This is a genomic window from Pararhodobacter sp. SW119, from assembly GCF_017811755.1.
GTDB lineage: Bacteria > Pseudomonadota > Alphaproteobacteria > Rhodobacterales > Rhodobacteraceae > Pararhodobacter.
The window spans coordinates 33093-52880 of the sequence record NZ_JADDJF010000014.1 but is presented as its reverse complement, the minus strand read 5'-3'; the positions used below and the strand labels follow the sequence as shown (position 1 = coordinate 52880).

Sequence of the window (19788 nt, the reverse complement as noted above, 5' to 3'; positions counted from 1 at the left end):
GGCGGGACGCAAAGGAAGGCGGCGATGAATTACGGGGTGATCGGGCTGGGCAATCTGGGGGCGGCGCTGGCGGGGTCGCTGGCGCGCGCGGGGTTTGCGCCCCTGGTGCACGACCGGGCGGAAACGGCGCGCGCCGGGCTAGAGGCGCAGGGCGCCCGCTGGGCCGAGAGCCCCGCGGCGCTGGCCGCCGGGGTCGACGCGGTGATCACCTGCCTGCCGTCGCCCGAGGCCTCTGCCGCGGTGCTGGACGCGGTGCTGCCGGCGGTGCGGCCCGGCATGGACTGGATCGAGATGTCGACCCTGGGCCGGGCGGAGTTGATGGCGCTGGCGGCGCGTGCGCAGGCGGCGGGGCTGGGCGTGCTGGAGGCGCCGGTCACCGGCGGCGTTCATCTGGCCGCGCGGGGCGAGATCACCGTGCTGGTCGGCGGCAATGAGGCGCTGATCGCGCGCCACCGCCCGGCCCTTGAGGCGATGGGCGGGCAGGTGATCGAGATGGGGCCGATGGGGTCTGCGTCGCTGATCAAGGTGATCACCAACATGCTGGCCTTCATCCACCTTCTGTCCTGCGGCGAGGCGCTGATGCTGGCGCGCCGCGGCGGGCTGGATCTGGGGCGGGCCTGGCAGGCGATCGCGGCGTCTTCGGGGACGAGTTTCGTGCATGAGACCGAGGGGCAGCTGATCCTCAACGGCAGCTACGACGTCGGATTCACGATGGACCTGGCGCTGAAGGACCTGCGCTTCGCGATGGAATTCGCCCGCGAGTTCGAGGTGCCGCTGGATCTGGCGGCGCTGACCGAGCAGACCTTCCGCCGCGGGCGCGCGGCCTATGGCGGGCAGGCGCAGTCGACGCAGATCGTCAAGCTGATGGAGGATCTGCTGGGCACCGATCTGCGTGCCCCGGGTTTTCCGGCGCGGCTGGAATAGCTCGGTTGCACCCGACCCGGGATTTGACCATATCCCGTCCCGTTCAGAGTGAAGGAGACGCCGGATGGCGCTGGAAGATGCAGGAACGCAGGTCGATCTGGCCTTCACGCGCAAGGACCGCCGCGGGCTGGCGCATGAGAATGCCTTCGGCGGCGCGGTCAGTTTTTTGCGGCGGCGCTATACCAAGGACCTGGCCGGGGTGGATCTGGCGGTCACCGGGGTCCCGTTCGACCAGGCGGTCACGCATCGGCCCGGCACGCGCTTCGGGCCGCGGGCGATCCGCGAGGCGTCCTGTCTGCAACCCTTCGATCCGCCCTATGGCTGGGGATATGACCCGCTTTCAGAACTGGATGTGGTGGATTACGGCGATCTGGCCTTCGATTACGCGCGCGTCGCGGATTTTCCGGCCGCGCTGCACGCGCATGCGGCGACGATCCTGCAGAGCGGCGCGGGCATGCTGATGCTGGGCGGCGATCATTACCTGACGTTGCCAGTGTTGCAGGCCCATGCCGAGCGGCACGGGGCGATGCGCGTGATCCAGTTCGACGCGCATTCCGACCTCTGGGCCGACGACGACCTGACGCGGATCGACCACGGCACGATGATGTACAAGGCGGTGAAGCAGGGCCATGTCGATGCGGCGCATTCGGTCCAGGTCGGTATCCGGACGGAATGTGATGATTACCTGGGCTTCAACGTCATCGACGCGCCCGAGGTTCACCGCGCCGGCCCCGAGGCGGTGGCGGCGCGCATCCGCGAGATCGTGGGGGACGGGCCCTGCTACATCACCTTCGATATCGATGCATTGGACCCGGCCTTCGCACCAGGAACCGGCACGCCGGTCTGGGGGGGGCTGGCCAGCTGGCAGGCGGCGGCGATCCTGCGCGGGCTGGCCGGGATCGACCTGAAGGGGGGCGATGTCGTCGAGGTGTCGCCGCCCTATGACACCACCGGGGTGACCGCGATCGCCGGGGCGCATGTGGCGATGGAGCTGCTTTGCATCTACGGCTGGACCCGTCGCGGGGGGTGAGCGCGGGGGTTGGGACGGTGCCGTTCCGGCCGCATTCCGGCCGCCGGCAGGGTGCTGGCGGGCGTATGGCAAGCGGCTGGCAAGCGTATGGCAAACGTATGGCAGTTCCGAACGCTGCGGCAGGGATTTGGCAGGGATTGCGCCCGCGGGTTTCGGGACATTGCCGGGGCGCGGAAGGGGGGCGCTGCCCCCCTCTTGGCTGCGCCAATTCACCCCCCGGGATATTTTCGGACAGAAAAATGCCGGATGGCGGTAGGGGCGGCCCACCATTGGCGGCGGAGCCTCTTTTCGCCGCGCGCGTAGCGCGCGGCGCCCGGCCCAACGCGAGGAAGGTTCGTGCGCGGAACGCGCACAGCCTGACGAGGGGCGGGAGAACATCCGGGGCACGTTCCTGCGGTCGGGGAATAGCGTGCGCGTCGGCGGCCTTGCCCCCGGGCGCCGAATTCGGGCGGTTGACGTCGGCGGCGTGTCTGGTCTTTGGCGGGACGCGGGGCTAGGTCTGGGCGCAGGGATAACGGGAGGCCGGGATGGCGACGCAGACGGAGTGGGAAGGCGCGGTGGCGGGCAAGGCGGTGCTGATCACCGGGGCCAGCAAGGGGATCGGCGCGGCGGCGGCGCGGCTATTCGCCGACAAGGGCGCGAAGCTGGGTCTCGCCGGCCGGCCGAGCCGGGAGTTGGAGGCGGTGGCCGAGGAAACCGGCGCCGAACTGCTGGTCTGCGACGTGTCCGAGGCCGGCGCGGTCGACGCGGCAGTCAAGGCGATGGTGGCGCGTCACGGCGGGCTTGATGTGCTGATCAACAACGCCGGCACCATCGACCCGATCGTGCGGATCGAGGAGGCCGACCCCGCCGCCTGGGCGCGACAGATCGACGTCAACCTGAACGGCGTCTTCTACGGCATGCGCGCGGCGCTGCCGGTGATGCGCGCGGCCGGCGGCGGGACGATCCTGACCGTCGGGTCGGGTGCGGCCTACAACCCGCTGGAGGGTTGGAGCGGCTACTGCGCGTCGAAGGCCGGGGCGATGATGCTGACGCGCGCGGCGCATCTGGAGGCGGGCGACGTGGTGCGCGTGCTCAGCCTGTCGCCCGGCACGGTGGCGACCGGGATGCAGGCGGCGATCCGGGCGTCGGGCGTCAATCCGGTGAGCCAGCTCGACTGGTCGATGCATGTGCCGCCCGAATGGCCGGCGCGGGCGCTGTTGTGGATGTGCAGCGCGGACGCCGACGACTGGCGCGGCGCCGAGGTGTCGCTGCGCGAGGCGTCGATCCGGCAGCGGCTGGGGCTGCCCGGATGATCCGGCGGGCGGTCGACGGCGCGGTCTGGACCCTGACCATCGACCGGCCCGAGAAGGCCAATTCGCTGACCCGCGCCATGCTGGGCGCGCTGCTGGAGCATCTGGAGGCGGCCGAAGGCCGGGCGCGGGCGGTGATCCTGACCGGGGCGGGGGGCGTCTTCAGCGCCGGGGCGGACCTCGACGAGGCGCGGGCGGGGCTGGCGACCGACCCGGCCTGGGAGGCGCTGTCGGCCCGGATCGCCGCGCTGCCCTGCCTGACCATCGCCGCGCTGAACGGCACGCTGGCCGGCGGCGCCTTCGGGATGGCGCTGGCCTGCGACATCCGGCTGGCGGTGCCGGGCGCGCGGTTCTTCTACCCGGTGATGAAGCTGGGCTATCTGCCGCAGCCCTCGGACCCGGCGCGGCTGGCGGCGCTGGTCGGGCCGGGGCGGGCGCGGGTTCTGCTGATGGGCGGCGCGAAGATCGCCGCCGAGGAGGCGCTCGCCTGGGGGCTGGTCGACCGGCTGTGCCCGGCCGAGGATCTGCCCGCCGCCGCGCGGGCGCTGACCGAGGATGCGCTCACCGCGCCCGAGGGGCATGTGGGGCGGATCAAGGCGATGATCCCGCGGATCTGGTCGCAGGGCTGAGGCGCCGATGGCGCTTTCGTTCGCCACCGCCGGGCGCTAGGAAAACGCATGCGGATTGCGCGCGCCCTCACGCTGAGTTTCCTGGTGCTGGTCCTGTCGCTGGCCAGCGTGACCATGGCGCTGGCGCGGCATCAGGCGCGGCCGGTGGACGCCGTTGTCCTGTGCACCGGCTACGGGATGGTGACGGTCAGCCTGGATGCCGAGGGGCGTCCGACCGGACCGGTGCTGCCCTGTCCGGAGTGCACCCCGCCGATGGCCGGGCTGACCGGCGAGACCGGCGCGCTGCCGGGGCCGGCGGTGCGGCTGGTGGCGGTGGATTTCGACCGCCGCGCCCGGCCCGCGCCCGCGCGTCTGCCGCTGCGTCCATACCCGCCGAGGGGGCCGCCCGGAAAGGTCTGACGCCTGCCTTCAGACCTTTTCAGAGACCGGAGACCACGATGTTTCGAAATTTCTCGCTTGCCGCCGCGGCGGCGCTGTTTGCGGCTCCCGCCCTTGCCTGCGACGGGTTCGAGGTGCGCGACGCCTATGCCCGCGCCACGGGCGCGATGGCGCAGGCCGGCGCGGCCTTCATGAGCCTGCACAATACCGGCAGCCGCGATTGCCATGTCGTCGCGGTCCGGTTCAATGCTGCGGCGCGGACCGAGTTGCACACCCATCAGGAGGACGATCGGGGCGTCATGCGCATGGTCGAGATCGACGCGGGAATTCCGCTGCCGGCCGAAGGCGTGCGCGTTCTGGATCGCGGCGGCGACCATGTAATGTTCCTGGGCCTGACCCGGCCCTTCGCCCAAGGCGACACGATCGAGGTGACCTTCGTGTTCGAGGACGGGGCCGAGCGGACCGTGCCGGTGACCGTGGACAACGAACGCCAGCCCGGGGGGCATGGCCATTCGCATTCGCACGGGCATTCCCACGGCAAGCAGGACTGAGCGGTCGCGCCCGGTCGGTCAGTCGGCCGGGCGCAGGCGGCGCAGGACGGGGCCGCTGCCGGCGGCCTCGATCCGCGCGATGGTGGCTGCCAGCGGCTCCTCGACCGTCGCCAGATGATAGGCGTTGGCGTGGACGATCCGGTCTGGCGCGCTGACCATCGCGACATGCCCCTTCCAGAAGATCAGATCGCCCGGCCGTTCGGCGTCCGGGGCGATGTCGGTTCCGGGCAGGGCGCGCTGCAGGTCGCTGTCGGGCGGGCAGGGCAGGCCGCAGGCGGCGCGCGCGGTCTGCACCAGGCCCGAGCAGTCGATGCCGGCATGGCTGTTGCCGCCCCAGAGGTAGGGTGTGCCGAGGAAGCCGCGGGCGACGGCGACCGGATCGTCCGCCCGGTCGTCCAGTGGCCGCAGGTGACGGGCGAAGATCCAGCCGTCGGCGGTGCGGGCAAAGCCGTTCTCCTGCCCCTCGACCGCCACTTCCGCGCCCATCGAGAGCGGCGCGATCTCGTGCAGTTTCAGGTCGGGGCCGGGGTAGAGGTGGCTGGCCGGGACCGCGAGCCAGTGCGTGGGCGGCAGCGGGTCGGCCAGCGCGTCGGCGCTCAGCCAGCCGCAGTAGCCGTGGCGTGCCTCGAACCCGAAGGCGTGGCCATCGCGTTCCTCGAGCACGGTGAAGCCGGTGCCGAGCAGAAGCTGCCGGTCGCGCGCGCCGCCTGGTGCGGCGCAAAGATCGACCAGCGGCGCGGCGATGCGCGCCGCGCGGCCGGCGGTGAAGGCGCGCGCGTCGATCCGGCCGCGCAGGCTGTCATGCGCGACGCGGTCGGTGGCGCGTCGGAAGCGGCGGTCGGGGGACAGGGCGCTCATGACAGATTCAGCACGCTGGGCAGGGCCGCGAAGAGCGCGCGAGCGCCCTGGCCCACGCCGCCTTTGGGGCGGGCCGGGGCGTCCTTTTGTTGCCAGCCGTAGATGTCGAAATGCGCGAAACGCGGCGTGGCGCGGACGAACCGGCGCAGGAAGAGCGCGGCGGTGATCGAACCCGCCATGCCGCCCGAGGGGGCGTTGTCCAAATCGGCAATGCCGGGTTCGATCAACGGCTCGTAAGGATCGTGAAAGGGCATGCGCCAGACCGGATCGCGCACCGCGGCTGCGGCGCGAGCAAGGGCGGCGGCGAGGGGTTCGTCATCGGTGTAGAGCGGCGGCAGGTCCGGCCCCAGCGCCACCCGCGCGGCGCCGGTCAGGGTCGCCATGCAGATGATCGCGTCCGGGGCCTCCTCGTCCGCCAGCGCCAGCGCATCGGCGAGCACGAGGCGGCCTTCGGCGTCGGTGTTGTTTACCTCGACCGTCTGGCCGTCCCGCGCGGTCAGGATGTCGCCGGGGCGGAAGGCCACGCCGGCAACCGCATTCTCGACCGCCGGGACCAGCACGCGCAGCCGGACCTTCCAGCCGGTGGCCATGATCATCTGCGCGAGCCCAAGCACCGTCGCCGCGCCGCCCATGTCCTTCTTCATTAGCCCCATCGAGGCGCCGGGTTTCAGGTTCAGCCCGCCGGTGTCGAAACAGACGCCCTTGCCGACCAGCGTCAGCCGCGGGCCGTCGGTGCCCCAGCGCAGGTCCAGCAGGCGCGGCGCGCGGGGCGAGGCTCGGCCGACGGCATGGATCAGGGGCAGGTTGGCCCCGAGCAGGGCGTAGCCGGTTGTTGCGGTGAGGTCGGCACCATGCGTCGCGGCCAGATCACGCATCGCGGTTTCCAGCTCCTCCGGCCCCAGGTCGGCGGCGGGTGTGTTGATCAGATCGCGGGTCAGCGCCTCGGCCTGGGCGATGCGGGCGAGGCGCACGGTATCGACGCCCGCGGGCGCGACGAGTTGCGCGCGCGCAGGGGGCTTGTCCTTGCGATAGCGGTCGAAGCGATAGCCGGCGAGCAGCCAGCCCAGCACCTGCTCGTCAAGATCGTCGTCGGTGAGCCGGCAGTCGAGACGAAAGTCGCGGGCGGGCAGTTTGGCCCGCGCCGCCGCCAGGGCAAAGCGGGTGCGCCGCCGCGCGGCCGCATCCCCCAGGCCCGCGGCCGCCATGACGAGTTTGCCCGAACCGTCCGGCACCAGCACGACCTGTCCGATCCGGGCGGAAAACCCGGCGGCGTCGACCCAGTCGCGGGCGGCGTCGGGCAGCGCCTGGCGCCAGTCCGCAAGGTCCTCTGCGCGCAGGGCATGCAGGGGCAGGGCGGCGGAATCGCCGTCAGCGAAGTCAGGTTCGATCGGCATGTCAGGCTCGCGTCGAGGAAGAGTCGCGCGGAACCTAGAGGATCGCCAGGGGAAAGAAAATCGGGCGCGTGCGCCCGGTCAGAGCGAAAGCCCCGGAACTTCCCAGACCTGGGCGAGCGACCGATCGCCGATCCGTACCAGACGTTGCCAGACGGCGCGAAAGGCGATCATGTCGCCCCGATCGGCGGAAATGCCCAGGTCGCGCACGACGCGCGCAAGCGAGATCAGTCCGATCTCGCTGCTGAGCCGCGAGACGATTTGCGCTTCGCGCGCAAGTTCGGTCAACGACCCCTGGCGATAGCGCCACTCGATATCGGCCAGCCGTTCCGAGATGTCCTCGACACGGTCCATGACAAATTCTTCTGCGCCACGCTGACCCATGCTCTGAAAAAGCCGGTCAAGCCGCGTCGTGTCAATCACGACGCGCTCATGATGACGCAAGTCGACTAATGTCCTCACACCCACACCTCGATAGATCTACCCCGCGCAGGAGCCTGCTGGGCGGCACCTAACAAAGTCTTGCGGCAACTACCTTATAACTCTCGCATTCGAGTCGACTGTTAGACGTCGGCTGAAGCGACCGCCTCTCTCTACTGCCGGTTGATTTCAACACTCAGGGTCTGCAACCGAAAATGCAACCAAAATTAACAATGGTTGTGAAAAGGTATATCGTGTTCGCCTTTCAATCAAGTCTGGAAACGGGGGGCGAGAGCCGGTAACTGCTTCACAACCCCGGCGCCTGAGGGAGGCACGATGACGTCCGACGCGATTCTCAAGTTGCCGTCATCAGCCGCGCTTATCAAACCTTGGGCGGAAGCGCTGAGAAGCCGGGACGCGGAGAAGCTGGCCGCGCTCTATGCGCCCGAGGCGATCCTGCTGCCGACGCTGTCCCGGGAGATCCGTCGCACGCCCGCGGAGATCGTCGAGTACTTTCGGGCTTTCCTCGAGAACGGGCCGGAATGCCAGGTGCTGGAGAGCTCGGTCCAGCGCGCGGGCGGGGTGATCCTGCACGCGGGCATCTACCGCTTCACGATGACCGCGCAGGAGGGTCGGCCCGAGGTCGATGTCCGCTTCAGTTTCGTCCACCAGGGAAAGGGCGAGGGCTGGGAGATCATCCTGCACCACTCCTCGTTCATGCCCGAGGGATAACCCGGGATCGGCGTGGTGCCAACGGGATGGACAGGAGCGCCCGACGGCGCTGCTTCTTTTGGCGAGGATCCGCGAAAGATCGCCTTTAGCGTGAACGCTTGCTTGCCCAGCCCGGCTGGGTTGCGTAATGCTGCGTCGCACAGGTAGGAAACGCGAGCCGGTTTCCACGGGCGTTCGGGGCTTCGGCGCCGCGTGATCGGTGGTTGCACCCAGGCAAGCGGCGTTCGGTGAATGGGGCAGCGAATGCTCGGTTTCGTCAAATGGCTTTCGCGGCCGCAGAAACAGGCGATCATCCTCGCCCTCGATGTCGTGCTTGTGCCGATGTCGATGCTTTCGACGGCGGTGCTTCAGTACGGGAGCGGCCTTTCGCCGACATGGCTTCTGGACAACTGGCTGGCGATCGCGCTGATGATGGCGTCCTGCGCGGCGCTGTCGGTGGCGCTAGGACTGCCGCGCATCCAGATGAAATCCTACGAGATGTCCGCGATGGGGCGCAGCGCAATCCTCGCCGCGGTTCTGACCGTTCTGCTGTCGCTGCTGAACGGTCGGCCGGGAACGATTCTGCTGACCACCGGGCCCGTGATCTTCGGGCTAAACTTCCTTTTCCTGAGCGCCGCATGCCGACTGGTGCTGCTGCATGTCCTGATGCGGGTCTACCGCGGCGGTCAGCCGATGACCCGAGTGTTAATCTACGGCGCTGGCACGACTGGCATGCAGCTTGCGCTTGCGCTGCGCACGCATGCGACGATCCGTCCGCAAGCCTTCGTCGACGACAACGCCGTGCTGCACGGTTTGACCGTTGCCGGGCTGCGGGTGCATCCGCCGCAGAAGCTGGCGGCGCTGATCGCCGATCTGGAAATCGACCGCGTGATCCTGGCCATGCCCTCGCTCAACTCGCCGCGGCAGGCGCAGATCGCGCGCCGGATCGCCGACCTGGAGGTTGAAGTGCAGAGCGTGCCCTCGTTCTCGCAGTTGATCGGGGAGGAGGAGATCGTCGCGCAACTGGCCCCGGTGCTGCCCACGACGCTGCTGGGGCGGACGCATCTGGGTGACCAACTGGGGAGCGGTTGCGAAGGCTATCGCGGGCGCTCGGTCCTGATCACCGGTGCCGGCGGTTCCATCGGGTCCGAGCTTTGTCGGCAGGTGCTGAACTGCCGGCCGGCGCGGCTGGTGCTGATGGAGTTGTCGGAATTCGCGCTCTACTCGATCGAAAGCGAGTTGCGCGCGCTGGCGGGGAAACTGGATTGCACGATCGTTCCGGTCCTGGGCACGATCACCGACCGCCGGCAGGTCCGCCATGTGCTGGAGCTTCACCAGATCGAGGTCGTGCTGCATGCGGCGGCCTACAAGCATGTCCCGATGGTCGAGGCCAATCCGTTGGCCGGGGTCACCAACAACGTGCTGGGTACCAACACGCTGGCGCGCGAGGCGCTCGATTTCGGGGTCGAGCGGTTCATCCTGGTATCGTCGGACAAGGCGGTGCGCCCGGTCGGCGTGATGGGCGCGACCAAGCGGCTGGCCGAACTGATCGTCGCCGACCTGGCGCGCGAGTCGCCGCGCACCGTCTTTGCTACCGTGCGCTTCGGCAACGTGCTGGGCTCGTCGGGCTCGGTGATCCCGCGGTTTCGCGAACAGATCCTGCGCGGCGGTCCGGTAACCCTGACCCACCCCGAAATCACCCGCTACTTCATGACGGCGCAAGAGGCCACGCGGCTTGTCCTGTGGGCGGGAACGATCGCAAAGGGGGGCGAGATCTTCGTCCTAGACATGGGGCGCCCGGTACGGATCGCGGATCTGGCGCGGCAGGTGATCGAAACCTCGGGCTATTCGGTGCGCGATCGATCGAACCCGGAAGGCGATATCGAGATTGCCGTGATCGGGTTGCGGCCGGGCGAGAAGTTGCACGAGGAACTGTCGATCACCGGCGAGTTGCAGCCGACGCGGCACGACAAGGTCTTCGCCTCGGTCGAGGCGGGGTTGTCGGGGTTCGAACTGGCGCGTGCCTTGCACGCGCTGCGCAAGGCCGTGGCGACCGGCGATGGCGACCAGGCAGTTGCCGATGCGCTTTACTGGAGTCGACGCGATCTGGCAGTGCGGGAAGCGGATATAAACCAACCCGTGGCCGAACGCGGGCGCGGGGCGACCTGATTCCGTCCTCGCCCTGTTTTTGCCGTTCCGGCGCCCGTTTTCGCGCCTAACCCGCCGGCAGATAAATCCCCGTTCCCGGTATGCCGAGATCGGAGTACACTGCACGCGGGCGGCACAGGTCAAGCGATTGAATCAGAGGCTGACACCGGATCTGTTTGGCTTTCCCCTCGAGATCGGGGGGCTTCGCAGTTGCCGGGCGGTCGGTGATGCGCTCTTGCGGGCGATGCGTCCGTTCGAGATGAACACCTACGCGATCGGGGCGTGCCCGCCCCCCGACGACCCCTATCCCGGCGCCTTTACCGTCAGCAACTGGCCGACGGAATGGACCGAGATGTACATCGCCGGGCAAATGGGGCCGCACGATCCGGTCCAGCGGGCGGTGCAACTCAATTCGGTTCCGATGTCGCTGTCCGAGATACGCGCGGGGTATGCGGGTTTCGTTCCGTCCGCCGAGGAGGTGACCCTGCTGGACGCGGCTGCGCGGATCGGGCGGTCCAACGGCCTGGCGATACCGATCTACGGCGCGCAGGGCTATCGCGGCATCGGATGTGTCTGCGGGCCGGGTCCAGACCCGGATCCGCGCGCGCGCGTCGTGCTGCAGTTCCTGGTCTGGCACGCGCACGACAGGATGCGCGCGCTGCACGCCACCGAAGGCGACGTCGCGCTGCCGCGGCTGTCGCTGCGCGAGCGCGAGGTCCTGACCGCGGCGCGCCGGGGTCAGAGCGATGACGAGATCGCGCAGGCGGCCGCGATCTCGGTCCGGACGGTGCGCTTTCATTTCGAGAACGCGCGGCGCAAGTTGGAGGCGCGCAATCGCACCGAAGCCATCGTCAAGGCGGTGCAGTTACAGCTTCTGGGTGTATGAACTTTGGCTTTGCACCTGTGAAATCTGACAGTTGTTCGTTCACGTTCCCGCAAGCTAACTGGACCCATTGAGAGGCGTGTTCCAGTTCGACATTGAGAAGCGGCCTTCCGGCAAACCCGGAAGGCCGCTTTCGTTGTTACGCCGACGCGATTTGAATTCGGAAGCCTTCCGCCCCAAATTGATCCTGGAGACAGTCATCGAGGAGGATTGGAATGCGCATTGTATCGAGTCTGGCAATTGGCGCGCTGGCGTTGGGTTTTTCGGCCGCGGCCGAGGCCGAGAACGGATATGCGGTGGAGGTGCTGGCCGAAGGGCTGGAGAATCCGTGGGCGCTGAATATCCTGCCCGGCAGCAGTGACCTGATTATGACCGGCCGGCGCGGGAAGGTGATGATCTACGAGGCCGAGAGCGGCGAGATCGTCGAGATCGCGGGCGCGCCCGAGGTCGATACGCGCGGCCAGGGCGGGTTGCTGGACATCGTCCCGGCGCCGGATTTCGCCGAGACCCAGTTGCTCTACATGACTTGGAGCGGCGCGACCGAAGGCGGGCGGACCACCACGCATCTGGGACGCGCGCGGCTGGACCGCGCCGGCGGTGCCTTGAGCGATTTGGAGGTGCTTCATGTCGTCAGCCCCGCCATGGACAGCCAGGCGCATTACGGATCCCGCATCGTCTTTGCCGATGGGCATGTCTTTGTCGGACTGGGCGACCGCAATCAGAAGGATTTCGGACCCGAGCATATCGCGCAGGATCTCTCCAGCGAGAACGGCTCGGTCATCCGGCTGACGCTGGAAGGCGAGATCCCCGCGGACAATCCTCTGGTCGGACAGGAAGGCGTGGCCGAGGCCATCTGGTCCTATGGTCACCGGAACATCCAGGCCATGGCGCGCAACCCCGAGACGGGCGAGATCTGGGTGGCCGAACATGGCGAGGCCGGTGGCGACGAAATCAACGTGGTCGAACGCGGCGGCAACTTCGGTTGGCCGCTGGCCGCCTTCGGTGTCGACTACCGTACGGGCGAGCCCTTTGCGCAGCCGCACGAACCCGGCGATGGCTTCATCGCGCCGGTCTTTCACTGGGCCCCGGGGCGGAGCGATCACTTCCCCCCTTCCGGCATGGCCTGGTACGAGGGCGAGGCGTTTCCCGAATGGCGCGGGCATCTGCTGGTCGGCAACCTCTTCCATCGATATCTTGGGGTCTTTGCCGTCGACGGGCACGAGGTGAGCGCGCCGATCCGTGTGCTGGACGGGCAGGGATGGCGCATCCGCGATGTCGCGGTCGGCCCTGAAGACGGCTATATCTACCTGATTGCGGACGACGATTCGGCACCATTGCTGCGTCTGGTTCCTGACAACGAGGAAGATTGATGTCCGACACAGACGGCGCCCGCATGCGCGCGATCCTAGTGCTGGCCGCGGCAGTCGCGTTCATACTGTTTTCGTACCTGGCGCCGGACTTTCAGGGCTATCGGACCGATCAGATGCCCTATGGCGAGCCGCGCCCGCCGATACAGCCCGCGGGCTACGCCTTTGCCATCTGGGGGCTGATCTACCTGTGGCTGATCATCGGTGCCGGTTTCGGCCTGCTGCAACGGGCCGACGCGCCCGATTGGGACGCGCATCGCCTGCCCCTGATCGGCGCGCTGGTGCTGGGGGCGGGCTGGCTCTGGGTGGCTGTGCAGAGCCCGATCCTGGCGACGGTGATGATCTGGGCGATGCTGGTCCTTTCGATCCTAGCGCTGGCGCGCGCGCCCGTGCGGGACTTCTGGTTCGCGCGGGCGCCAATAGGGCTCTTTGCCGGCTGGCTGACCGCGGCGAGTTTCGTCTCACTCGGGTTGGTGCTGGCGGGCTATGGATTGTTCGCGTCGGGATGGCTGGCGGCGCTGGTTTGCCTGCCGCTGGCCGCGGCCTTTGCCGTTGCCATCTACCTGTGGCTGGCGCCGGGGGGCGGCTACGCTTTCGCGGCCGGCTGGGGATTTGTCGGCATCGCGGTTGCCAACATGGAACGCCACGCCGAAATCGCCGTTCTGGCAGTGATCGGCGCTGCGGTTCTTGCGGGGCTCTGGTGGCGGCAACGGTTTCGGCGTGGCTGATCCCGGTTAGGGCAGGGCGATGTCGACCCAGACCAGAGCATGCCGCCCTTCGTCAGGCCAGATGGTCCCGGAATCGAGCACCTGCAGATCGCGCGACGGTAGGATGTAGCTGACCCGCATCGCCCCGGGTCCCCGCGGCCAGTAGGCGGTCGTCCGATCCGCCCCGTCGGCGCCGGGGCGCGTTCCGGTGGGGGCGGGGTCCTGCAGCGCCGGATGCGCGAGCAGGTTGCGGATGGCGGCGTGGATCCCGTCGCCCACTGAGGGGTCGAGGTTCGCATTGCCGATGACCACGAAGGGGCGGTCCGGGGGTGGCATCGGCAGCGCGTCGTCCAGAAGGTGGTGCCAGAAGGCGGTCTCGTCATGGTTTCGTCGGCGGTTGCGCGCGTGCGGGCCGCCGAAAACGGGTGGGCCGGCGTGCCAGGCCAGCAATGAGAGGCGTGTACCGGCGGGAGTGACGATGGGCACTTGCCAGTGTCCGGTCGATGAAAGGCGCTGAATGGCGAAGACCTCTTCCGATGGAAAGTTCCTTCCCTGATGCTCGGGCAAGAGGGCGCCAGGTAGGTCGCGCCAGAGAAACCCGGAGTGATCGCGCACCCCCGCGTCGTCGAACGGAAGCCGGGACAGGATCGCCATTCCGCCGGCGCCCGCAAAACGCCCGTAGCCCTGCGCGTCGTCGGGCGTGCCGAGGCGTCCGTCGCCATCAAGGTCCAACCCGGTGGCGAGGCCGCTGTTGGGGCGAATTGCAAAGCGATGGGGCATCGGATGACCGGCCTCTGCCAGGCGCTCGGCGAACGCGCCGAGTGCGACACCGTCCAGATCGTAGTCGATGCGCAGCAGCAACAGGACGTCGGGTCTTGCCGCTGCGATCAGGTCGCGGACGGCAAGAACATCGGGGGCGTCGCGCCGGATGTCACGCAGGAGGAGCCCGGGTCCATCCCGCCCCAGTCCGGAGTTCAGAACCGCAAGTCGCAATGACTCCGCATGCGACAGGCCGGGGGAAGCCAGCAGGAGCGCAACGACGCTTGCCGCGATGCGGATCAGGCGTCGGTGTCGGACAATGCGATGCCGATGCGCGTGCGGCGTTCCTCGATCATCTGCGCGATACGCGCCATCGCCATGCCGCGCATGATCAAGGCGCTGGAAACGTAAGCCCACAACACGATCCCCCAGACAAAGCCCAGCGGCGAGGTCAGGCTAACCGGTTGCATGAGGATGGTCGAGGCCAAGATCAAGCCCGGGGTGAGGAAGGGCAGGGCACAGCCCAGAATCAGGCTGAACGATGATTGCCGGCGCAGGCGTGCGACCACATCGCGGCCGGCGGTGGGTTCGAAGGTGGGCAGGTTGATCCAGACGTTGAAGGGCCGCCCACCATGCGGCCAGCAACCCAGGTGCATCGCGCTACCGAAGAGCGCGATCACGCAAATGCTGAACATCAGGATCAGTGCCGCACCATCGCGGACCAGATCACGCTGCGCATCGGAGACACTGTCTGGAAGCGCTTGGGCCAGCAGGGCGACCGGGCTTGGGGCGCCTGCGAGCAGGTCACCGCAAATCGCTGCGAGCGTGGCAACGACGCCACTCAGCGCGCCGGGATCGGTCTCATGCCGTTGAAGCAGCGCCAGGAGTGCGGCTGCAATCCCGATCAGCAGGAAGCGCGTACGGTTGTAGGGCGCGCCGAAGCGAAACTCGAGCAGGCCCGGATAGGGCGAGGCGTATTCGTAGGCGGTCAGTGCGGCCGCGAAGAGCGCCAAGAGGACGACGAGATGCGCGGTTTCGGGGGGAATCCCAGGGATCACCAACGCCGGAAGCAAGACCAGTCCCGCGATCGCCATCCCGCGGGCGAGCGCCCCGGGCAAGCCTGGACCGCGGAACACATGCGGTTCGGGGTTCTGTTCGGCCGTTCCTGGCTTCACGAGAACGGAGCCCACGACCGGCTTTGCGGTTATGGGCGAGAAGGGGCGATGGGCGGCGCGGAATTCGAAGCTCATGTTCCACCGGTGTTCCGTCGCCCAAGAGCTAGGCGATTCGGGGGCGGTGGCGCGAGCGAAATTCTTGCGGTCTTTGGATCAAAATTGGCGAAAATTCCGGGGTTTACCGGTCAGGACCCCGTCTTTTTCCGCGGTTTCCGGGGTCATGCCCAGGGGAATCGGGTTTGGGCGGTCGCCTCGAAAGCATCAATTGCCGACACTTTTTCCAGCGTGAGGCCGATATCGTCGAGCCCGTTCATCAAGCAATGTTTCTTGAAGGGGTCGACTTCGAATTCGAAAACCTGACCATCGGACGAGGTGACGGTCTGTGTCTCGAGGTCGACGCTGATGCGGGCGTTGGCGCCCTTGCTGGCGTCGTCCATCAGGATGTCGACCGCTTCTTGTGGCAGGACGACGGGCAGGATGCCGTTCTTGAAACAGTTGTTGTAGAAGATATCGGCGAAGGAGGTGCTGATCACGCAGCGGATACCGAAATCCAGCAGTGCCCAGGGCGCGTGTTCCCGGCTGGATCCACAGCCGAAATTGTCGCCGGCGATCAGGATCTCCGCCTCGCGATAGGCGGGCTGATTCAGAATGAAGTCAGGGGTTTCCGCGCCGTCCAGAGTGTAGCGCATCTCGTCGAAGAGATGGATGCCGAGACCGGTGCGCTTGATCGTCTTCAGATACTGTTTTGGGATGATCATGTCGGTGTCGATATTGACCAGCGGCATCGGTGCCGCGATCCCGGTCAGCTGTGTGAACTTGTCCATTCCGGTACCCTGCGTCGTCTGAGTGGGCGCGCCAAACCGGTGCCAGAAAGCGTATGGCAAGCGTATGGCAAGCGTATGGCAGATGTATGGCACCTGATGGCAGACACCGCAACCCGGCAGGGGGCGGGACGCAAGAGCCTGACGTAGTGCAAGGCAGCGGCGAAATGCAAAGGCCCCGCTTTCGCGGGGCCTTCGACATTCGGTACGTCAGAGCCGGATCAGGCCGACTTGCGGCGGCGATGCGCCGTCAGACCGAGCGCGCCCAGACCACCCAGCAGGAGCCAGGCAGCGGCAGGCAGCGGGATCGGAACAACCGACAACTGGGCATACAGCCCCGCCGGGTTATTACCGCCTTCGGGCGACTGGAAGAAGTTCTTGATCGTCGTCCCGCCATCGGTGCTGAAGCCCAGCAGCGAGAACGTGTACCTGTCCAACCCAACGGTCAAAGTCGTCGACCCGGACCCGGCAGCGAGCGAGACGTCGACGAAGTCGTCACAGATCGTCGACACGGGATCCGATCCAGCGGGTTGCTCGCATGGTGACGTGTTCGGGGTCTCGTTGTGGTCGAAGCGCCAAGAGGGCGACAGCGAGAACGGCATGCCGTCGACCGTGCCGGCCAGCGTCAGTTGAAGGTCGACGCTGGCGATCGCAGACCCGGTCGGAATCGGCTGGTTGAGGTGGGTGAAAGTGCCGATCAGGAAGGGGCCACTGGTCCACGGCCGATCGGGAGGAATGATACCCGCCAGCGGGGTGGGAACCGCTTCGAAATCATACCCGGACTGGTTTCCGTCATGATCGGGCCAGCGGATCGTGCTGAGCGGGTCACCGTTGTTGATCACGGTTCCGCCGCCATCGCCGGTAACGTTCACCCAATCTCCCAATATTGTGTCGAGGGATACGGGGGTTGCCATCGCGCTCGTGCTGACCAGCGCAGCGACCGCCGTAGCGGCAAGCAATCTTGTATGTTTCACGTTCAATACTCCCAATACTGTTCCTCGGTATGCCGCCGAAACAGCCGACGCCACCGATTAAGGAAAAGTTAACGGAAATCGGGCCTTCAGGCCAACATATTCTTGCCGATCGCCGGGATAAATTGGCCTTGCGGGCCGCTTCTTCAACCGTCGGTAGAGGGGCTGGGCGGCGGGATCACGCCTGCCGGGCAGAAGTTGCAAATCGCCGTCTTCCTGAGGGCTACGCGCGCCGTTTCCGATGGTATGGCGAATCACCTGACCAGATGGAAGTGGGGCGCCGGGGCGGCAGGGTTCCTGCCCCGGCGCCATTGCAATCAGGCGTCCGCGGGGGCCGTCATCAGCTCGCGGATGTCGGTCAGCCGGCCGGTCACGCCGGCTGCGGCGGCCATCACCGGCGACATCAGATGGGTGCGCCCACCGCGGCCCATCCGTCCCTCGAAGTTGCGGTTCGAGGTGGCGGCGCAGCGCTCGCCCGGTGCGAGCTGGTCGGGGTTCATGCCGAGGCACATCGAGCAGCCGGCGAGCCGCCATTCGAAGCCTGCGTCGAGGAAGACCTGAGCCAGCCCCTCCTCCTCGGCCTGGGCGCGTACGAGGCCCGAGCCGGGGACGACCATGCCGCGCACGCCCGGTGCGAGCCGGCGGCCGCGCAGCACCCCCGCGGCGGCGCGCAAATCCTCGATCCGGCCATTGGTGCAGGACCCGATGAAGACCGCGTCGATGGCGATGTCGGTCAGTTTCATGCCGGGCTTCAATCCCATGTAGTCGAGCGAGCGCTTCGCCGCGCCCGCCTTGCCGCCGGGAAAGCTGGCGGGGTCCGGGACATCGGCGGTGATGGGCAGCACATCCTCCGGCGAGGTGCCCCAGGTGACGACCGGCGCGATATCCTCGGCGCGGATGGTGACGACCTTGTCCCAGTGCGCGCCGTCGTCAGATTTCAGCGTCTTCCACCACGCCATCGCGGCCTCCCATGCCGCGCCCTTGGGGGCGTGCGGGCGGCCCTTGACGTAGGCGAAGGTCTTTTCGTCGGGCGCGATCAGGCCGGCGCGGGCGCCGCCCTCGATCGCCATGTTGCAGACGGTCATGCGGCCCTCCATCGAAAGCTCGCGGATCGCCTCGCCGCAGTATTCGATCACGTGGCCGGTGCCGCCGGCGGTGCCGGTGGCGCCGATGACCGAAAGCGTGATGTCCTTGGCCGTGACCCAGGGTGGCAGCTTGCCCGAGATCTCGACCTTCATGTTCTTGGCCTTGCGCTGGATCAGCGTCTGCGTGGCGAGCACATGCTCGACCTCGGAAGTGCCGATGCCGTGGGCCAGCGCGCCGAAGGCGCCGTGCGTCGCAGTGTGGCTGTCGCCGCAGACGATGGTCATGCCCGGCAGGGTCCAGCCCTGTTCGGGGCCGATGATGTGGACGATCCCCTGGCGAATGTCGCTGACCGGATAGTAGTGGATGCCGAAGTCGCGGGCGTTCTTGTCGAGTTCGTCGACCTGGATGCGCGATTCCTCGTTCTCGATGCCCTTTTCGCGGCCTTCGGTGGTGGGCACGTTGTGATCGGGCACGGCGATGGTCTTTTCGGGGCAGCGGACCGTGCGGCCGGCAAGGCGCAGACCTTCGAAGGCCTGCGGGCTGGTCACCTCGTGCACCAAATGGCGGTCGATATAGAGAAGGGCAGTGCCGTCGGCGGCGTTTTCCACCAGATGGGCATCCCATATCTTGTCATACAGCGTTGTCGGAGCGGTCATGGCTCTGTCCAGTCCTGGAAAGTGTGGCGAGACGAACCGGCGCGCGGCCGGCGGCGGCGGGTCAGCCGAGGTGCGACAGGACCGAACGGCCTTCGCGGCAGAAACGCTGCGGCAGCCGGGCGTGATCGGTGATGTCGAAGAAGCGTTTCATGGATCAGGTGATACGCCGAAAGCGGCGGTCTGACAACCGTCCTCGGGCTTGGGCAGGCGGCGCGAAAGGCGGATCGGCGGATGGCCGGATGCCCGGAACCGCAAGCGATGCCGGTCCCTGCATGCGGGAGCCAGGATTTGTCTGCGGACACATCGGGGGCTAGGTCATCAAAGACCGCTCTGCGCTGCCTTTGATGGCCCGCGCCTGCTGGCGCCCTGTGGGGGCGACCCGAAGCGGCGAAGAAACGAGGAGAAGTGATATGCAGCACATGCAACGACGGACGCTCCTTCTGATGCTCGGGTCCGGGGCGCTGGGGGCTTGCGCGCCGCAGCCCTATACCAACCCGCTGAGCCGCGAGGCGCGGGCGGCCCTGGGGATCACGCGCATCGAGGTGGTCACGACCGGCACCGCCTTCGAAAGCGCGCTGGCCGCGGAGTCCGCGACGCGCCTGGGTCCCGATCTGACCGGTGCGCTGCGTCAGGAGTTCGCCGACCGCATGCGTCCCGACGGGGTGGTCATGTCGGTCGAGTTGGCCCGTCTGAACATGGCCAGCAGCCTGCGCACCGCCTTCGGGCGCGACCAGTCGCGGCTGCAGGGCACCGTGCGGCTGCTCGATGCCTCGGGCAGGCTGCTGGCGGCATACCCGGTGCAGGTCGAGGCCGGCGCCGCCGCGGCGACCCGCACCGGCGCCCTGGCCCGCGCGAGCGTCACCACCGCAGAGGGGTTCTACCGCGACCTGCTGCGCGCCTTCGCGCGCGCCGCGCGCGAGCAGATCCTGGGCGCCGGCATTCCCGGTCAGCGGCTTCTGCGACGGGTCACGTCCGGCTAGCACCTTCCGTCAGCGGACAAATGGCGCAGCGCGGCCCGCGAAGGGCCTGCG

Annotated in this window: 20 protein-coding genes; 12 read left to right on the top strand and 8 right to left on the bottom strand. The window is 67.8% G+C overall.

The window, feature by feature from the left end:
- The first annotated feature begins 24 nt into the window (after positions 1–24).
- The 6 genes from IM708_RS10420 (at position 25) to IM708_RS10395 (ending at position 4804) form a co-directional block, all read left to right on the top strand.
- Positions 25–924, top strand: a complete 900-nt coding sequence (locus tag IM708_RS10420) for an NAD(P)-dependent oxidoreductase (protein ID WP_209426458.1) — start codon at positions 25–27, stop codon at positions 922–924.
- A 64-nt stretch (positions 925–988) separates the two neighbouring features.
- Positions 989–1954 (top strand): agmatinase, encoded by a 966-nt coding sequence (gene speB, locus IM708_RS10415; RefSeq protein ID WP_209426457.1) that lies wholly within the window; start codon positions 989–991, stop codon positions 1952–1954.
- Positions 1955–2481: 527 nt separating this feature from the next.
- Positions 2482–3249, top strand: a complete 768-nt coding sequence (locus IM708_RS10410) for an SDR family oxidoreductase (RefSeq protein ID WP_209426456.1) — start codon at positions 2482–2484, stop codon at positions 3247–3249.
- On the top strand, positions 3246–3875 hold the full coding sequence (locus IM708_RS10405; RefSeq protein WP_209426455.1) for an enoyl-CoA hydratase/isomerase family protein: 630 nt from the start codon (positions 3246–3248) through the stop codon (positions 3873–3875). The genes IM708_RS10410 and IM708_RS10405 overlap by 4 nt, the downstream gene beginning before the upstream one ends.
- Positions 3876–3923: 48 nt before the next feature.
- Entirely contained in the window at positions 3924–4274 is a 351-nt protein-coding gene (locus IM708_RS10400; protein ID WP_209426454.1) for a hypothetical protein, read from the top strand.
- Positions 4275–4312: 38 nt separating this feature from the next.
- Positions 4313–4804 carry a copper chaperone PCu(A)C gene (locus IM708_RS10395; protein WP_209426453.1) on the top strand — a complete coding sequence of 164 codons (492 nt, stop codon included), beginning with the start codon at positions 4313–4315 and terminating at the stop codon, positions 4802–4804.
- An 18-nt stretch (positions 4805–4822) separates the two neighbouring features.
- On the opposite strand, the gene IM708_RS10390 is transcribed toward IM708_RS10395, so the two are convergent.
- The 3 genes from IM708_RS10390 to IM708_RS10380 form a co-directional block, all read right to left on the bottom strand.
- Positions 4823–5662 carry an NlpC/P60 family protein gene (locus tag IM708_RS10390; RefSeq protein ID WP_209426452.1) on the bottom strand — a complete coding sequence of 280 codons (840 nt, stop codon included), beginning with the start codon at positions 5660–5662 and terminating at the stop codon, positions 4823–4825.
- Entirely contained in the window at positions 5659–7056 is a 1398-nt protein-coding gene (locus IM708_RS10385) for a leucyl aminopeptidase family protein (protein ID WP_209426451.1), read from the bottom strand. The genes IM708_RS10390 and IM708_RS10385 overlap by 4 nt, the downstream gene beginning before the upstream one ends.
- Before the next feature lie 78 nt (positions 7057–7134).
- On the bottom strand, positions 7135–7476 hold the full coding sequence (locus tag IM708_RS10380) for a hypothetical protein (RefSeq protein WP_209426450.1): 342 nt from the start codon (positions 7474–7476) through the stop codon (positions 7135–7137).
- Positions 7477–7809: 333 nt separating this feature from the next.
- Between IM708_RS10380 and IM708_RS10375 the strand changes: the two genes are divergently transcribed.
- The 5 genes from IM708_RS10375 to IM708_RS10355 all read left to right on the top strand — a co-directional run bounded on the left by IM708_RS10375 (position 7810) and on the right by IM708_RS10355 (position 13310).
- Positions 7810–8205, top strand: coding sequence for an SgcJ/EcaC family oxidoreductase (locus IM708_RS10375; protein ID WP_209426449.1), 396 nt, complete (start codon positions 7810–7812; stop codon positions 8203–8205).
- 243 nt (positions 8206–8448) lie between these two features.
- Complete coding sequence (locus tag IM708_RS10370; protein WP_209426448.1) at positions 8449–10353, top strand: nucleoside-diphosphate sugar epimerase/dehydratase; 1905 nt, start codon at positions 8449–8451, stop codon at positions 10351–10353.
- Between the two features lie 127 nt (positions 10354–10480).
- A complete protein-coding gene (locus tag IM708_RS10365) occupies positions 10481–11218 on the top strand; it encodes a LuxR family transcriptional regulator (RefSeq protein WP_209426447.1) in 738 nt (245 codons plus the stop codon).
- Between the two features lie 212 nt (positions 11219–11430).
- A complete protein-coding gene (locus IM708_RS10360; protein ID WP_209426446.1) occupies positions 11431–12585 on the top strand; it encodes a PQQ-dependent sugar dehydrogenase in 1155 nt (384 codons plus the stop codon).
- Positions 12585–13310, top strand: coding sequence for a hypothetical protein (locus tag IM708_RS10355; RefSeq protein ID WP_209426445.1), 726 nt, complete (start codon positions 12585–12587; stop codon positions 13308–13310). The genes IM708_RS10360 and IM708_RS10355 overlap by 1 nt, the downstream gene beginning before the upstream one ends.
- 6 nt (positions 13311–13316) lie before the next feature.
- Here the strand turns inward: IM708_RS10355 and IM708_RS10350 are convergent, their stop codons facing one another.
- From IM708_RS10350 to leuC, 5 genes are all read right to left on the bottom strand, one after another.
- Entirely contained in the window at positions 13317–14282 is a 966-nt protein-coding gene (locus IM708_RS10350; RefSeq protein WP_245243109.1) for an endonuclease/exonuclease/phosphatase family protein, read from the bottom strand.
- A 65-nt stretch (positions 14283–14347) separates the two neighbouring features.
- Entirely contained in the window at positions 14348–15298 is a 951-nt protein-coding gene (locus tag IM708_RS10345; protein WP_209426444.1) for a hypothetical protein, read from the bottom strand.
- Between the two features lie 143 nt (positions 15299–15441).
- Positions 15442–16047, bottom strand: a complete 606-nt coding sequence (gene leuD, locus IM708_RS10340) for a 3-isopropylmalate dehydratase small subunit (RefSeq protein WP_209426489.1) — start codon at positions 16045–16047, stop codon at positions 15442–15444.
- A gap of 218 nt (positions 16048–16265) precedes the next feature.
- Complete coding sequence (locus IM708_RS10335) at positions 16266–17018, bottom strand: THxN family PEP-CTERM protein (RefSeq protein ID WP_209426443.1); 753 nt, start codon at positions 17016–17018, stop codon at positions 16266–16268.
- Positions 17019–17332: 314 nt separating this feature from the next.
- On the bottom strand, positions 17333–18757 hold the full coding sequence (gene leuC / locus IM708_RS10330) for a 3-isopropylmalate dehydratase large subunit (protein WP_209426442.1): 1425 nt from the start codon (positions 18755–18757) through the stop codon (positions 17333–17335).
- A 410-nt stretch (positions 18758–19167) separates the two neighbouring features.
- On the opposite strand from leuC, the gene IM708_RS10325 reads away from it, so the two are divergent.
- On the top strand, positions 19168–19737 hold the full coding sequence (locus IM708_RS10325; protein ID WP_209426441.1) for a hypothetical protein: 570 nt from the start codon (positions 19168–19170) through the stop codon (positions 19735–19737).
- Positions 19738–19788 lie beyond the last annotated feature (51 nt).

Bases quoted from the DNA above. Each gene is read 5' to 3' on its own strand.
- IM708_RS10325 (WP_209426441.1), top strand. From the start codon at position 19,168: ATGCAGCACATGCAACGACGGACGCTCCTTCTGATGCTCGGGTCCGGG.
- IM708_RS10385 (WP_209426451.1), bottom strand. From the start codon at position 7,056: ATGCCGATCGAACCTGACTTCGCTGACGGCGATTCCGCCGCCCTGCCC.
- IM708_RS10420 (WP_209426458.1), top strand. From the start codon at position 25: ATGAATTACGGGGTGATCGGGCTGGGCAATCTGGGGGCGGCGCTGGCG.
- IM708_RS10355 (WP_209426445.1), top strand. From the start codon at position 12,585: ATGTCCGACACAGACGGCGCCCGCATGCGCGCGATCCTAGTGCTGGCC.
- IM708_RS10410 (WP_209426456.1), top strand. From the start codon at position 2,482: ATGGCGACGCAGACGGAGTGGGAAGGCGCGGTGGCGGGCAAGGCGGTG.
- IM708_RS10395 (WP_209426453.1), top strand. From the start codon at position 4,313: ATGTTTCGAAATTTCTCGCTTGCCGCCGCGGCGGCGCTGTTTGCGGCT.
- IM708_RS10390 (WP_209426452.1), bottom strand. From the start codon at position 5,662: ATGAGCGCCCTGTCCCCCGACCGCCGCTTCCGACGCGCCACCGACCGC.
- speB (WP_209426457.1), top strand. From the start codon at position 989: ATGGCGCTGGAAGATGCAGGAACGCAGGTCGATCTGGCCTTCACGCGC.
- IM708_RS10370 (WP_209426448.1), top strand. From the start codon at position 8,449: ATGCTCGGTTTCGTCAAATGGCTTTCGCGGCCGCAGAAACAGGCGATC.
- IM708_RS10375 (WP_209426449.1), top strand. From the start codon at position 7,810: ATGACGTCCGACGCGATTCTCAAGTTGCCGTCATCAGCCGCGCTTATC.
- IM708_RS10400 (WP_209426454.1), top strand. From the start codon at position 3,924: ATGCGGATTGCGCGCGCCCTCACGCTGAGTTTCCTGGTGCTGGTCCTG.
- IM708_RS10405 (WP_209426455.1), top strand. From the start codon at position 3,246: ATGATCCGGCGGGCGGTCGACGGCGCGGTCTGGACCCTGACCATCGAC.
- leuD (WP_209426489.1), bottom strand. From the start codon at position 16,047: ATGGACAAGTTCACACAGCTGACCGGGATCGCGGCACCGATGCCGCTG.
- leuC (WP_209426442.1), bottom strand. From the start codon at position 18,757: ATGACCGCTCCGACAACGCTGTATGACAAGATATGGGATGCCCATCTG.
- IM708_RS10360 (WP_209426446.1), top strand. From the start codon at position 11,431: ATGCGCATTGTATCGAGTCTGGCAATTGGCGCGCTGGCGTTGGGTTTT.
- IM708_RS10345 (WP_209426444.1), bottom strand. From the start codon at position 15,298: ATGAGCTTCGAATTCCGCGCCGCCCATCGCCCCTTCTCGCCCATAACC.